This is a genomic window from Anaeromyxobacter paludicola (assembly GCF_023169965.1).
Lineage (GTDB): Bacteria > Myxococcota > Myxococcia > Myxococcales > Anaeromyxobacteraceae > Anaeromyxobacter_B > Anaeromyxobacter_B paludicola.
Map to the genome: position 1 here is coordinate 1985620 of NZ_AP025592.1, position 13209 is coordinate 1998828.

At 80.6% G+C, this 13209-nt stretch carries 8 protein-coding genes; 1 reads left to right on the top strand and 7 read right to left on the bottom strand.

Going from position 1 to position 13209, the window contains the following annotated elements; genetic code table 11:
* Nucleotides 1–3 precede the first annotated feature (3 nt).
* Nucleotides 4–1317, top strand: coding sequence for an AmmeMemoRadiSam system protein B (amrB, locus tag AMPC_RS09245; protein WP_248345865.1), 1314 nt, complete (start codon nt 4–6; stop codon nt 1315–1317).
* 88 nt (nt 1318–1405) lie between these two features.
* Here the strand turns inward: amrB and AMPC_RS09250 are convergent, their stop codons facing one another.
* The 7 genes from AMPC_RS09250 to cglF all read right to left on the bottom strand — a co-directional run bounded on the left by AMPC_RS09250 (nt 1406) and on the right by cglF (nt 13191).
* Nucleotides 1406–1597: a hypothetical protein gene (locus tag AMPC_RS09250; protein WP_248345866.1), complete on the bottom strand. Its 192-nt coding sequence runs from the start codon at nt 1595–1597 to the stop codon at nt 1406–1408.
* Between the two features lie 17 nt (nt 1598–1614).
* Complete coding sequence (locus AMPC_RS09255) at nt 1615–2730, bottom strand: TIGR04552 family protein (protein ID WP_248345867.1); 1116 nt, start codon at nt 2728–2730, stop codon at nt 1615–1617.
* 125 nt (nt 2731–2855) lie between these two features.
* Nucleotides 2856–4634: an AgmX/PglI C-terminal domain-containing protein gene (locus AMPC_RS09260; protein ID WP_248345868.1), complete on the bottom strand. Its 1779-nt coding sequence runs from the start codon at nt 4632–4634 to the stop codon at nt 2856–2858.
* Nucleotides 4627–10368 (bottom strand): tetratricopeptide repeat protein, encoded by a 5742-nt coding sequence (locus AMPC_RS09265; protein ID WP_248345869.1) that lies wholly within the window; start codon nt 10366–10368, stop codon nt 4627–4629. Before AMPC_RS09265 ends, AMPC_RS09260 begins: the two co-directional genes overlap by 8 nt.
* 37 nt (nt 10369–10405) lie before the next feature.
* On the bottom strand, nt 10406–11032 hold the full coding sequence (gene cglE / locus AMPC_RS09270) for an adventurous gliding motility protein CglE (RefSeq protein ID WP_248345870.1): 627 nt from the start codon (nt 11030–11032) through the stop codon (nt 10406–10408).
* A 1-nt stretch (nt 11033) separates the two neighbouring features.
* Complete coding sequence (locus AMPC_RS09275; RefSeq protein ID WP_248345871.1) at nt 11034–12869, bottom strand: AgmX/PglI C-terminal domain-containing protein; 1836 nt, start codon at nt 12867–12869, stop codon at nt 11034–11036.
* A gap of 22 nt (nt 12870–12891) precedes the next feature.
* A complete protein-coding gene (cglF, locus tag AMPC_RS09280; RefSeq protein ID WP_248345872.1) occupies nt 12892–13191 on the bottom strand; it encodes an adventurous gliding motility protein CglF in 300 nt (99 codons plus the stop codon).
* Nucleotides 13192–13209 lie beyond the last annotated feature (18 nt).

Sequence of the window (13209 nt, forward strand, 5' to 3'; positions counted from 1 at the left end):
GGCATGGATCTCGACCCGCGCCCCCGCCTCGTCCCCCTCGAGCCCCGGCTCGTCCAGCTCGAGGACGGCACGCAGGGCGTCGTCCTGCGCGACCCCACCGGCGTCCTCACGCAGTCCGCGCTGGTGAGCCCGGGCGCCTACCTCGTCCTGGCCCACCTCGACGGCACGCGCACGCTGCCCGAGGTGGAGCGGGCGCTGGCGCTCCAGGGCCGGCCGGTGCCGCTCCCGGACATCGTGACGCTGGTGCGGCGGCTCGAGGAGTCCGGGCTCGTCCACGGCCCGGCGCACGAGGCGCTGCGGCGGCGCGCCCTCGAGGCCTTCCGCGCCCTCCCCGCCCGGCCGGCGAGCTGCGCCGGCGGCGCCTATCCGGAAGAGCCGGAGGCGCTGCGCGCGTTCCTCGACGGGTTCCTCTCGGAGGCCGCGGACCCTCCCGGCCGCCCCTCCCCCGCCCTCCCCGCCCGGCGGGGAGGGAGTGCCCCCGAGGCCCCGCCAGAATCGATCTCGCAGCGAGCCCCGCGGTCCACCCTCTCCCGCGACGCGGGGGAGGGCCGGGGAGGGGGCGGGCCGGCGAACGGCGACGTCCGCCTCCTCGTCGCCCCCCACATCGACCTCCACCGCGGCGGCGCCGCCTACGGGCACGCCTACCGCGCCCTCGCCGCGAGCGACGCCGAGCTGTTCGTGGTCTTCGGCACGGCGCACGCCACGCCGCCGCACCTCTTCACGCTCACCCGGCTCGACTACGACACGCCGCTCGGTCCGGTCCCGACCGACCGCGAGCTGGCCGGCGCCCTCGCGGAGGAGCTCGGCGAGGAGGAGCTCTTCGCCGACGAGCTCTGCCACCGGCAGGAGCACTCCTGCGAGTTCCAGCTGCTCTGGCTGCGCCACCTCTTCCCCGACCGGCCCATCCGCGCGCTGCCGGTGCTCTGCTCCTCCATCTCGCACCTCGACGATCCGGACGGGGAGACCCGCGCCTTCCTCGACGCCCTCGCCCGGGCGGTCCGGGGGCGCAGGGTCTGCTACGTGGCGGGCGCCGACCTGGCGCACGTCGGGCCGATGTACGGCGACGAGGCGGCGCCGACGCCCGAGGCGCTGGCCGGCCTCGCGGCCGAGGACCGGCGCACCCTCGCGTTCCTGGAGCGCGGCGACCCGGGCGGCTTCCACCGCGACGCCACCCTCGACGACGCGCGCCGGCGGCTCTGCGGGGTCGCGCCCATCTACGCCGCCATGCGCGCGGCCGGCGCCGGGGCGCGGCTCATCCACTACGGCCAGTGGAGCGACGGGACCGACTCGGTGAGCTTCGCCGCCGCGGCGGGGTAACCCACTCCCCCGCCATGGGCGCAGCCCTGCTCCCCTCCCCACCGTGGTGGGGAGGGCCAGGGAGGGGCGGCCCGCCACGCCCGGCGGCCTACGGCCTCAGCTCCTCCTCGATGCCGCCCGCCGACTCGCCGTACTCGATGGCACAGCGGGGGCAGAACTGGTTGGGCGGATCGGCCAACGGCACGGCGACGATCGGTCCCTCGGCGCCGCACACCTGGCACTGACCCCGCAGCATCACCTCGCCGCGATCGGCCGGGCTGTCCTTCGTCGGTTCGCGCATGGCTCCCCCTGCTGCGGCTACCGCTGCGGCCGGCCCCGCCGCTTCTTCTTCCGCGCGCCCGGCGCCTTCTTGGGCACCACCAGGCCGCGGGAGAGCCGGCGCAGGACCTTCATCACCTGCCGCTTCTTGTAACGCTCGTGGCTCGCCTCGCCCACCTCGTTGGCGCGCGCGGTGGCGGCGTCCACCACCTGGAACTCCACCAGCGAGAAGACCACCCGGCCGAGGTCCTCGGCGGGGGAGGCGGGCGGCTTCACGAACGCGTCGATCCGGACCGGCAGATCCACGACGAAGTTGAGGACCTTGTAGCCCTCGGCGCTGAACTCGTTGAACGGTGCCGTCTCGCCCGCCTCCAGCTCGAGCGGCGCCTGGAGCTGCTGGACGAGGTCGTCGGCCCTGGGGTGGAGCCCCACGATCTGGCGGAACCTGAGCAGGCTGTTCTGCGTCTGCCCGGGCACCACGTAGTTGAACGGGAAGAGCGTGGAGGCGAGGTGGCGCACCACCGGCGCCACCTGGTCGGGGCGGGGGGTGACGATCCGGTAGCGGACCCGGTCGAAGACCTGGGCCGCCACGCTCTCGCGCTTCGAGATGAGCTTGGTGATGAGCGAGGCCCGGGTCTTCACGTTCCCGCTGAACTCGACCACCGGGAAGCCGAGGTGGGCCATCCGCTTCGCCTCGGCCATCACCCGCCGATCCACCATCTCGGAGAGGTCGGCCTCGCGGATGGGGGTGCGGAAGAGGAGCTCGCGCGCCTCGAGGTGGTGGACCACGTGCATGCACTTGAGCACCACGCAGGCGATGCGCCGGTGGCGCGGCTCCTTCGCGCCGGAGGCGAACAGGAACAGGTCCCGGACGTCGGCGGGGTCGGCCACCTGGGCCGCGACCCGGTAACCGAAGGCGCCGCGCAGGTACTCGACCGCCTGGCCGAGGATCGCCCGCAGCCGGGCCTCGTCGCGCGGGTCGTCGAGCGAGAAGAGGTTCTGGCCGAGAAAGCCGTCCACCTCCTCCGGCGTCTCGAAGTGGAGCCGCCGCCAGTCGATGACCGAGCCGCCGCGCAGGATGAGCCGCAGCGCCTCGAGGTCACCGAGGCTCATCCGATCGACCGGCCGGTACTCCGCCGGGTCCAGTCGCTTCATCGTCGCGTCCACGGCCGCTCCCGCCCGAAGTGCGGCGTACTCATGCCAGCCGGGCCCGGCCGGGTCAAGGGGGCCGGGCGGCCGCGGCGCGGGGCCATCGGGGGCGGGTCGGCGGCGCCCGCTCCCTAGAACTTGAACGGGAAGATCACCTCCTGCCCGCCCGCGCGCGACGGCGGGAAGCGGGTGTCCTTCACCACGCCGGCGATGCAGCGCGCGATGGGCTTCCCCGCGAGCTCCTCGGTCACCGGCGCGGCCTCGCGCACCGCGCCATCGCCGCCGATGACGAGCCGGACCTTGAGCGTGCCCTTGAGCCCCGGCTCCGCGGCGCGCTGGTCGGCGATGCAGCGCTTGAGGTCGCTCGTCCGCGCCGCCACGGCCCGGTTCACCTGCTCGGGCGTGAGCCGCTCCGGCAGCGCGGGCGCGGCGGCCGCGGGCGCGGCGCTCGCCGTCGCCCTCGGCGCCGCCGGCGGGACGTAGACGCTCCGCTTCTGGGCGGGCGGTGGCGCGCTGCCGAGCTCGCGGGTGAGCTCGTCGTCGCTCACCGAGTCGAGGAGCGGGTCGGGCGGCCGGGCGCGGGGCGCGGGCTGCGGGGCCGGCGCGGCGGCGGCCGGCTTCGGCGCCGGCTTCGGGCTCGCGCCGAGCTCGGCGAGCAGCTCGTCCTCGCTCCGCGGGGGTCGCGAGGGGGGCGGGAGCGCCGGGAGCGCGGGGCGCGGCGCGGCGGCGGCCGAGGCCCCGGCCGTCGCGGAGCTCGCGGTCGCGGCCGGCTCGACCTTCCCGCTGCCGGCCCGCCGCGCATCCACCTCGGGCGCGGCGGACTTCCGCGGCAGCGCCGCCGTCCGCGGCTCCGGCGCCCGCGCGCCGGCCTCCGCCCGCTTCGAGCGCGCGCGCACCGCCGGCGCTCGCTCGGCGGCGGGGCTCGCCCGCTTCGCGATCACCGGGCGCTCTCCGGGCGCCGGCGCGCCGTGCGCGGCCGGGGCAGGCTCCGGCCGCGGCGCCGCGGCCGGACCGGGCGGCGCGGCGGCGACCGGCGCCCCGGCGCTGGCCGGGGGCGGCGCCGAGGGAGCGCGGGCGAGCGCTCCGGGCTCGGCGCCCGGGCCGGCGGCGGCGCGCGGCGCGGCGGGAGCGCGCTCCGGAGACGGGCGGGAGGCGAGCCAGGCGGCGCCGGCGCCGAGCGACGCCGCCCCGACGACCGCCAGGGCGAGCGAGGCGTAGAGCACGCGCCGCTCCGGGCTCGGCCCGGCGGCGGGCGGCCCCGCGGGCCGGGCCCCCTGGGACGGGGTGCCGCGCGGGGTCGGGCCGCGGGGCGCCCCGACGTCCCGCCGCGCGAGCTCGGCCAGCACCGCCGCCGCGGCGCTCTCGAGCTGCGGCGGCGGCGCGGCGACCGGCAGCGGAGGCGGCGCCCTCGGCACCGCCGAGGCCACGGCCGGGGCCGGCCCCGCCAGCTCCGGGATGGCCGAGGCCGGCGTCCAGCCCACGAGCCCCTCGCGCCAGACGAGCGCCGCGGCCGGCAGCTCGCCCGCCGCGAGCTGGCGGCGGACCGCGCCGACCTCGAGCGGTCCCCGCGCGCTCCCCTCCCCGGCCACGAACCACTCGACCCCGGCGCCCGGCGCGCGAGGCGGCGCCGGCGGGAGCACCGCCACGTTCCGCTCGCCCGCGGCCCCCTCGACCAGCTCGAGCTCCGCCGCGCTGGGCGGCCGCACCCGGACCACGTGCCCGCACTTCTTGCAGCGCACCCGCACCCCGGCGCGGCCGAGCCGCTCCTCGGGGATGAGGTACCGCGCTTCGCACGCCTCGCAGCTGAATTGCATGGCACCCTTCGTCCCGCGCGCCGCGGCGCGCACCCGGCCGGCGCCGCGGGCCCGCGCGGCGCCCTGCTTCCCCTCGGGCAGCTTGTCGTCACGCATGGCTCACCCTCCCGCCGCCGAGCCGCGCCGCCGCGGCCCGGAAGACGGCCTCCACCTCCGGCGCGGCGTCCGGATCCGCCGCGCGCCAGGCCTCGCCGGCCCGCAGGGCCTCCTCGGCGCTGCCGCCCGCGGCCGCGAGCCGCGCCAGCCCCGCCAGCGCGAGCCGCTGCCCCGGGTCGAGCTCGAGCGCCCGCCGGAACGCCCCCCGCGCCTCCTCGGCGCGCCCGAGCCGCTCGGAGACCCAGCCGAGCCGGGCCAGGGCCGGCGGCAGCTCCGGCGCGGCGACCTCGCCGGCCGCCCCGAGCCCCTGCACCCGCGCCGCGAGCAGGAGGTGCGCCCGGCTGAGCTCGCCGAGCGAGAGCGCCAGCTCGGCCGCGAGCCGGAGCGCGTCGAGATCCCCCGGCGCCCGCTCCAGCGCCGCCGCGCAGGCCCGCGCCGCGGCGGCCCCGTCCTCGCGGTCGAGCCGGCGCGCCGCGAGCCCGAGGTAGAGCGCCGCCGCCTCGGCGGGCGACCCGGCGTGGCGCGCCTCCGCCTCCAGGAGCTGCTCGGCCCGCTCCCGGTCGCCGCCCGACTCCGCGAGCGCGCGGGCGGCCCGCAGCGCCGGCAGGTGGCCCGGATCCGCCTCCAGCGCCTGCCGGAGCACCGCCTCCGCGGCCGCCGCGTCCCCGCGCCTCGACGCGTGCAGCTCGCCGAGGCGGGTGAGCGCCGCCGCCCGCGCGGCGCCGTCCGGCGCGAGGGCCGCGAGGCGCGCCAGGAGCTCCGCCGCCTCGCCGAGGCGGCCGGCGGCCTCGTCGAGCGCGCAGAGCGCGAGGAGCGCCTCCGCGGAGCGGGGCGCCTCGGCGAGCGCCTCGCGCAGCACCGCGGCGGCGCCGGCGCGGTCGCCGAGGTCGCGCTCGAGGAGGGCGGCGCGCTCGAGCCGCAGCGCCAGCGCCTCCTCGCCCTCCGCCTCGCGGATCCGCGCCGCGAGGAGCGCGTCGAGCGGCTCGAGGCGGCGCAGGGCCCGGTAGAGCCGCCCGAGGCGGGCCACCGCGGCCGGCTCGCCGGGCCGGAGCCGCAGCAGCGCCTCCGACGCCGCGACGGCCCGCGGCGCGTCGTGGAGCGCCTCCTCGGCGAGCGCCGCCGCGCGCCCGAGCGCCTCGGCGCGCTCCCCCGGCTCCGGCGAGAGCGCCGCGAGCCGCTCCAGCGCCTCGCAGGCCTCGGCCTGCCGCCCGGCCGCCGCGTGGAGCGCGGAGAGGGCGCGCCACGGGCCCGGATCGGCGGGATCGACCGCCGCCGCGTCGCGCCAGGCCGCCACCGCGCCGGCGTCGTCGCGCAGCTCCCGCTGCCGCAGCTCGGCCAGCCGGGCCAGGAGCGCGCGCCGCGGCTCGCCCGGCGCCGCCGCCTGCGCGGCCCGCGCGAGCAGGTCGGCGAGGTCGCCGAAGCGGCGCTGGCGCGCCAGCAGCCCGGCGAGCGGCTCGAGGGCGCCCTCCCCCGGATCGAGCTCCCAGGCGCGCCGCAGCGAGCCCTCCGCGCCGGCGCCGTCCGAGAGCCGCTCCTCCTGGAGCGCCGCCGCCCGCCGCAGGAGGGCCGCCTTCCGCGCCGGCTCGGCGGCCGCCTCGGCCTGCCGCTCCAGCGCCGCGACCAGGCCGGCCGCGTCGCCCCGCGCCTCCTGCAGCGCCGCGATCGCCTCGAGCGGCGCCGGCTCGCCCGGCGCGGCCTCGGCCGCCGCCTCCCAGGCCGCGAGCGCGCCCGCGTCGTCGCCGAGCCCCGACCGCCGCAGCTCGCCGAGCGAGAGGAGGAGGCGCGCCCGCTGCGGCCCCGCCGCAGCCTCGGCCAGGTCCTCGACCACGCCGGCGAGCTCCTCCAGCTGCCCGGTCTCGGTCCCGAGCCGCCGCGCCTCGGCCAGCGCCTCGGCGTCCTCCGGCCACTCCTGGAGCGCGCGGCACCAGCCGAGGAAGGCGAGCGCCGGCTCCCGGAGCCGCTCCTCCTGCGCCCGCGCCAGCTCGCGCCGCAGCGCGCGCCGCTCGCCAGCCGGCAGCGACGGCAGGAAGGCCTCGTCGAGCGCCGCCCGCGCCCGCCAGTCGCCCTCGGCCGCGCGGAGCGCCCGCAGCCGCTCCCAGGCCGGCCGGTGCGCCGGGTCGAGCTCGAGCGCCCGGGAGAGCGCCGCCGCCTCGCGGGCCCCCGCCCCGCCCGCCGCCGCCCAGCGCGCCGCCGCGTCGGCCCAGGCCGCGGCGGTCGCGGCCCGCTCGGCCCGGGCCTCGGCCACCCGCGCCGCGCCCTCGGCCGAGCCGGCCTCGTCGAAGACGCGCGCCAGCCGGGCCAGCTCCGCCTCGCCGGAGAGCGCCGCCAGCGCCCGCCGCCCCTGCTCCGCCGCCTCGCGCCGCTCGCCCGAGGAGAGAAGCGCCTCGGCGAGCGCGAGCCGCGCCTCGCCCTCGGCCTCGCCGTCCTCGAGGGCCGCGAGCCGCCGCAGCACGCCCTGGAGCGCGCCGGGCTCGCCCGCCGCGGCGTGCACCTGCCGCAGCGCCCGGAGCGCCGGCAGGTACTGCGGCTCGGCGAGGAGCGCCTCCCGCCAGGCCGCGGCGGCCCTCGCCGCTTCGCCGAGCCCGGCCTCGAGCTCGCCGAGGTGGGACCAGCGCTCGGCCCGCGTCGCGGCGGGCCAGCCGCTCGCGGGCTCCTCGAGCCCGGCGCGCCACCGCTCCGCCGCGCCGGCCGGATCCCCCAGCGCCTCGAGCAGCTCCGCCTCGCGCGCCGCGAGCCCCGCCCGGTCCGCCGGGTCCGACGCGTGCGCCCGGAGCGCCGCGAGCCGCTCGCAGAGCGAGGCCCGCCGCCCGGCCGCCTCGTCGAGCCGCGCCAGCGCCCGCAGCGCCTCGAGCGCGTCCGGGTCCGCCGCCCGCGCCGCCTCCCAGGCGCGCAGCGCGTCCTCGGGCCGCCCGAGCCGTTCCTCGTGGAGGCGGGCGAGCCGCATCAAGAGCGCCGCCCGGGCCGCGCCCGACGTCCCGCGCGCCTGGGCCTCGAGCACCTCGGCGAGCGGCTCGTGGCGGCTCGCCGCCGCGTGGAGCCGCTCCAGCGCCGGGAGCGCCCGGGCCGCCGCGCCCGCGTCGAGCGCGCGCGCCTCGGCGTAGGCGCCGCAGGCCCGCTCCGGATCGTCCAGGCGCTCCGCCAGCGCGCCGAGGGCGAGCGCCAGCTCCGCCCGCGGGGATGGCGGGAGGAGCGCCAGCGCCGCGGCGTAGAGGTCGGCGAGCGCGCCGAGCCGGCCGGTCTCCTCGGCCAGGGCGGCGAGCCGCTCGCGCAGCGCGCCGTCGCCGGGGTCCTCGCGAAACGCGCCGGCCAGCGCCTCGAAGCGACCGGCCGGGTCGCCGAGCCGCTCGCGCAGCGCCGCCACCGCGAGGTGGAGCGCCTTGCGCTCGGACGGCGCGGCGGCGGACGCGGCTCGCCGCTCCCGCGCCGCGGCGAGCCCCGCGAGGTCGCCGGTCCGCTCGCAGGCCCGCTCGAGCGCCGCCGTCGCCACCGGGTGGCCCGGCTCGGCGGCGGCCGCCGCCTCGAGCAGCGCCCGCGCCTCGGCCGCGCCCGGGTCCTCGTCGAGCACCTGCGCCGCGAGCGCCACCGCGCCCTCGCGGTCGAGGAGGGGGCCCGCCCGCAGGGCCGCGAGCCTGAGCCGCAGCGCCCGGGCGGCGGCGCGGTCGCCGTCGCGATCGGCGAGCGCGAGCTCCCGCGCGAGCACCTCGGCGAGCTCGGCCTCGCGGCCGGCGGCGGCGCAGAGGGCGTCGAGGCGCGAGAGCGCGGCCCGGTCCTCGGGCCGCAGGGCGGCGAGCCGCCGCAGGCAGGCGGCGGCGCCGGCGGCGTCCCCCTGTCCCTCGAGCACGGCGGCCAGCTCGTCGAGCGCCGCCGCCCGGGCGGCCTCCTCCGGCTCGGCCACCTCGAGGGCCCGCAGCGCCTCGGCGAGCGGCTCCGCCTCCGCGCGCGCCCGGTGCCAGGCGGCGAGCCAGCGCCACGCCTCGAGGTCCTGCGGCAGGTCGCGCAGGAGCCGTCGCCAGGCGTCGGCCGCGTCCTCCGGCGCCGCCGCCGCGAGGAGCCGCGCCGCCGCGCGCCGCAGCGCCACCTGCCGCTCCGGCGCGCGCGCCCGGGCCGCGCACTCCCCGAAGAGCGCCCGCAGCGAGGCCGGCTGGCCGGCGGCGGCCGCGAGCGCCTCCACCTGCTCGAGCGCGCCCGCGGCGTCGGGGTCCTCGCGCAGCGCCGCCGCGGCGGCCTCGAGCGCGCCGGGAGCATCGGAGAGCGGCCCGGCCCGGAGCCGGGAGAGCTCGAGCAGGAGCGCCGCCCGCCGCGCGGGGTCGGTCGCGCGGGCGAGCCGCCAGCCCAGCGCCGCGGCGCGCCGGTCCGGCCGCCGCTCCGCCGCGAAGATCGGGTCGAGCAGCTCGCAGGCCGGCTCCGCCGCCGGGCCGCCGCCCGCCGCGAGCGCCTCCACCGCGGCGAGCGCGCCGGGGTGGCGCGGGGCGCGCCGGAGCGCCTCCCTGAGGGCCGCGAGCGCCCCGGGCTCGTCGTCGAGCCGGCCCCGCCGCAGCTCCGCCCGGCGCACCTCGAGATCCGCGGCCGCCGCGGGATCCCCGCGGCGATCGGCCGCGCGCGCCTCGCGCCCGAGCGCCTCGTCGAGCTCGCTCCAGCGCTCCGAGGTGCCGAGCAGCCGCGCCAGCAGCGCGGCCGCCTGCGGGTCGTCGGGGGAAACGGCGAGGAGCTGCCGGCAGGCGTCCACCGCGCCCGCCACGTCACCCTGCTCGGCCCGCATGTCCGCCACCTCCAGCAAGAGCTCGCGCCGCCGGCCGGGGTCGGGCTCGCGCGCCGCCTGCCCCTGCAGCGCCGCGAGCGCGCCGGCCCGGTCGCCGCGCCGGGCCCGCACCCGCGCCAGCTCGGCGAGCGGCTCCGGCGCGCCCCCCTCCGCGGCGCGGGCGAGCCAGGCCTCCGCCAGGTCGAGCGCGCCGCGCGCGGCGTGGAGCCGGCCCACCCGCAGGAGCAGCGTCGCCCGGCCCTCGCCGTGCGCGAGCGCGCAGGCCCGCGAGAGCGCCCGGGCCGCGCCGTCGAGCTCCCCGAGCCGCTCGCAGAGGGCGCCCAGCTCGGCCTGCAGCGGCCCCTCCTCGGCCGGATCGGCCGCCTCGAGCCGGATCGTCAGCACCTGCGCGAGCCGCCGCGGATCGCCGCTCTCCCGCGCCGCGTCCTCGAGGAGCCGCGCGGCCCCCGCGCGCGCCGGCGCGAGCGAGAGCAGCCGCTCGACGGCCTGGAGCGACGCCGCCGCCTCGCCGGCGGCCGCGCCGTCCGCGAGCCGCTCGCCGTGGTGGGCGAGGAGCGCGGGCCAGGCGAGCGCGTCGAGGTCCGGCGAGCCCTCGGCGGCGGCGGCCAGCTCGGCGCGGAGCGGCCGGGCGTCCGCCGCGGGCAGCGCCAGCGCCGCCTCGGCCACCACCCGCGCCCAGGCGAGGCGCGCGCCGCAGCGCTCGGCGGCGGCGCGCAGGGCGCTCCGCAGCCCGGGGTCCCGGGGCGCCGCGCGGACGGCGCGGGCGAGGGCCACGAAGGCCGGCGCGGCCTGCTGGAGCTCCTCCTCCCAGATCCGCGCCAGCTGCCGGTCGATCCGGACCCGCTCCTCCGCGCTCGCCGCGCGCCCGCGCTCCTCCTCGAGCCGCCGCAGCCGGTCCCGCGGCGAGGCCGGCGCCGCCTCGCCGGCGACGGGGCGCAGCACGGTGAGCGGCGGTGGGGAGCGGTGGACGCTCACGGATGCCTTCTGGGCGGCAGGGGAAGGGCCTGCTCCGCTAGAAGGTGTAGGTCACGGTCGGCGTGACGGCGAGCCCCGGAGCCCCCGCCGAGACGGCGTAGATCCCGTCCAGCGCCAGCCCGATCGAGAAGTGGCGCAGGTGCGTGTAGTACTCCAGCCCGGGACCGCCCCCGAGGAGCAGGTCGCTCGACCCGAACAGCCCGTCGGGGCGGGTGGCGAGCCAGCCGGCCCGCCCGTGCAGGTACAGCAGGAGCCGGTCCACCCCCTGCCGGTCGGCGCCGCGCCAGACGGCGGCGCGCAGGTCGCCCCCGATCATCAGGAGGTCGAAGGCTCCGTACGAGGGGCTCGCGCTCGCGTTGCCGACCAGCACCACCCCCGCGAGCGCGAAGCGGTCGCCGAGCTCGGTCCCGAGCCGCGCCCCGGCGAGCCAGCCGCTGGCGGCGCCGCCCCCGGCGCCGGCGTAGGGGTAGCGCGCGCGGTCGGCGACCCGGGTCTTGAAGAGCGTGAACCAGCCGGTCTCGAGCGTGGTGAAGGCGCCGTGCTCCACCTCGTGGAAGCGCGGCGCGCGCGGGTCCTCCTCGAGCGGCGGGGCCGGCTCGGCGGCCCGGGCGGCGGCCGCGGCGAGCAGCACGGCGAGCCCGAGCGCGGCGCGGGTCGGGGTCATGTCAGCCTCCTCCGGAGGAGCGCAGGATCCAGGGGTACTTGATGAGCGCGATCCCCCCGCCCTTCGGCTTCGGGAAGTCCCAGGTGGCGATGCGCGACAGCATGCAGTCGTGCACCGCGCCGTTCTTGAGCGTGGTCTCGGCCCCCTCCACCGAGAGGCGGCTGGCGCGCCCGTCGGGGCCGATCTGCCAGCGCACCGAGACCTTCCCGGCGAGGCGCGGGTCCACCGCGAGCTGCTGCTCGTAGCAGTAGCGGATCTGGGAGGCGTGGTCGCGGATCACCTTGCGGACCAGCTCCGCGTCCACCGCCCCGAGGACGCGGGCGTCGTCGGTGGCGATGGCCACCGCGCGATCGCCCTTCTTGCCGAGCCCGCCCACGCCGTCGCCGTAGCCGGCGAGCCCGCCGCCGCGGCCGCGCGTGCCGACCGCGCCGATGCCGATGGTGTCGCCCGCGCCGCCGCCGCCCGGGCCGGCGCCCTTGAGCCCGAGCCCGCCGGCCCCGCGGCTGTCGGCCACCACCGGGCCGAAGAGGTTCCCGACGGCGCCCTGGAGGTCGCCGCCGAGGCCGCCCTGCCCGAAGATGGTCGAGAGGCCGGCCTGGCCGTTGCGCCCGCGCACCGCCGCGAGGAGGCCGAGGTTGCGCACCTGCTCGCGCGAGCGCGGGTCCACGGCGCGCGGGGCGCTCCGCCCCTCGGTGCGCGGCGCGTCCTTGCGCCCCATCTGCCCCTCGACCCCGCGGTGGCGGGCGGCCCGCTCGCCCGGATCGCCGGCGCGCTCCGCGGCGCGCTTCAGCTTCTCGACGTACGGGTCGCGCCGCGGCGGCTCGGCCGGCATGACCCAGCGCGCCAGCCGCTGCGGCGCGGGGCGCTCGTAGCCGCGCGCGTCCCCCTTGGCGTCGCTCACCGCGAGCGCCACCAGCGCCGCCTCGCCGGCGAGGAGCAGCAGGAAGAGCCGGGCGAACTTGAGCTCGAGCTGCCTCCAGAGCGGCGAGACCGCGGCCCGGGGCGGCGTGCGCGGCCAGGCCTCGAGCGTGAGCCCCGACCCGAGCTCGACGCGCACGAAGCCGCGCGCCGGCACCGTCACCGAGCGCACGCCCTCGGCCGCCTCGGGCAGCGCCTCGCCGCGCTCGCAGAGCTCGGCGAGCGGGCGCGCCCGGCCGTCCTCCAGCCGCGCGCCGGTCATCGCCGCGCCGAAGGAGAGCCGGTGCTCGCCCCCCTCGAAGCGCAGGACCGGGAACTCCGGCTCCGGGAGGAGCTCGGCCGGCACCTCGATGGCGCAGCGGGGCCCGTCGCCGATGCGCACCGGCTGGGCGGGGCGGGCGAAGGTCCCGCAGGCGAGGAGCGCGTCGCCCCAGAAGAGCCGGAGCTCGACCCCGGCCCCGCCCTCCGCGGCCGCCGCCGCGTCCCCGGCGCGCGCGGGGGCGGCCTGCTCCGGCACCACCGGCTCCGGCTCGGGCGGCGGCGCCGGCCGCGGCGGGTCCTCGGGGGCCGGCTGGATGGGCGGGCGCGGCGTCTCCGCCGGCTCCGCGAGGTTCATGGCGGTGTTGGCGGCGAGGACGATCCGCAGCGCGCCGAGCGTGATCTGGTCGCCCGGCCGGAGCGGGCCGCGGCTCACCCGGCGCCCGTTCACGATGGTCCCGGCGGCGCTGCCCATGTCCACGATCGACAGGGCGCCGTCCCCGCCCACCTCGATGACCGAGTGGAGCCGCGCCACCCGCTCGTCCTCGAGCCGGAGGTGGGCGGTGGCGAGCCGGCCGATCTTGATCACCTGCCGGTCGAACCGCTCGGTCCGGACGAGCTCGTCTCCGCGGTAGACCTCGAGCGTGATGGGGCTCGCCATGGCTGCGCACCGGGCGCCCACGTCACAGCTCCGACCCGGCCTGCTTCACCTTCTCCCGCCAGCTCTCCCTGATCCGGATGAGGCTCGAGTGGTCCACCTTCTTGCGGGACTCCACGTACTCGCCGTCGGGCCGGGTGAGGTCGCCCTGGATGGTGTCGTCGTCGAAGTTGATGACGGTCTTCTTCTCGTACTCGACGCGGGGGGCCGGCCTCGCCGTCCCCGCCGCCTGCGGCTCCGCCCCGGGCGCCGCGCCGGCCGCCGCCGGAACGCCGAGCCCCACCACCGCCGCCAGCACCGCCGCCCTCGTCCCGAGCCTCGCCATGACGTCCCCGCTCCGCGT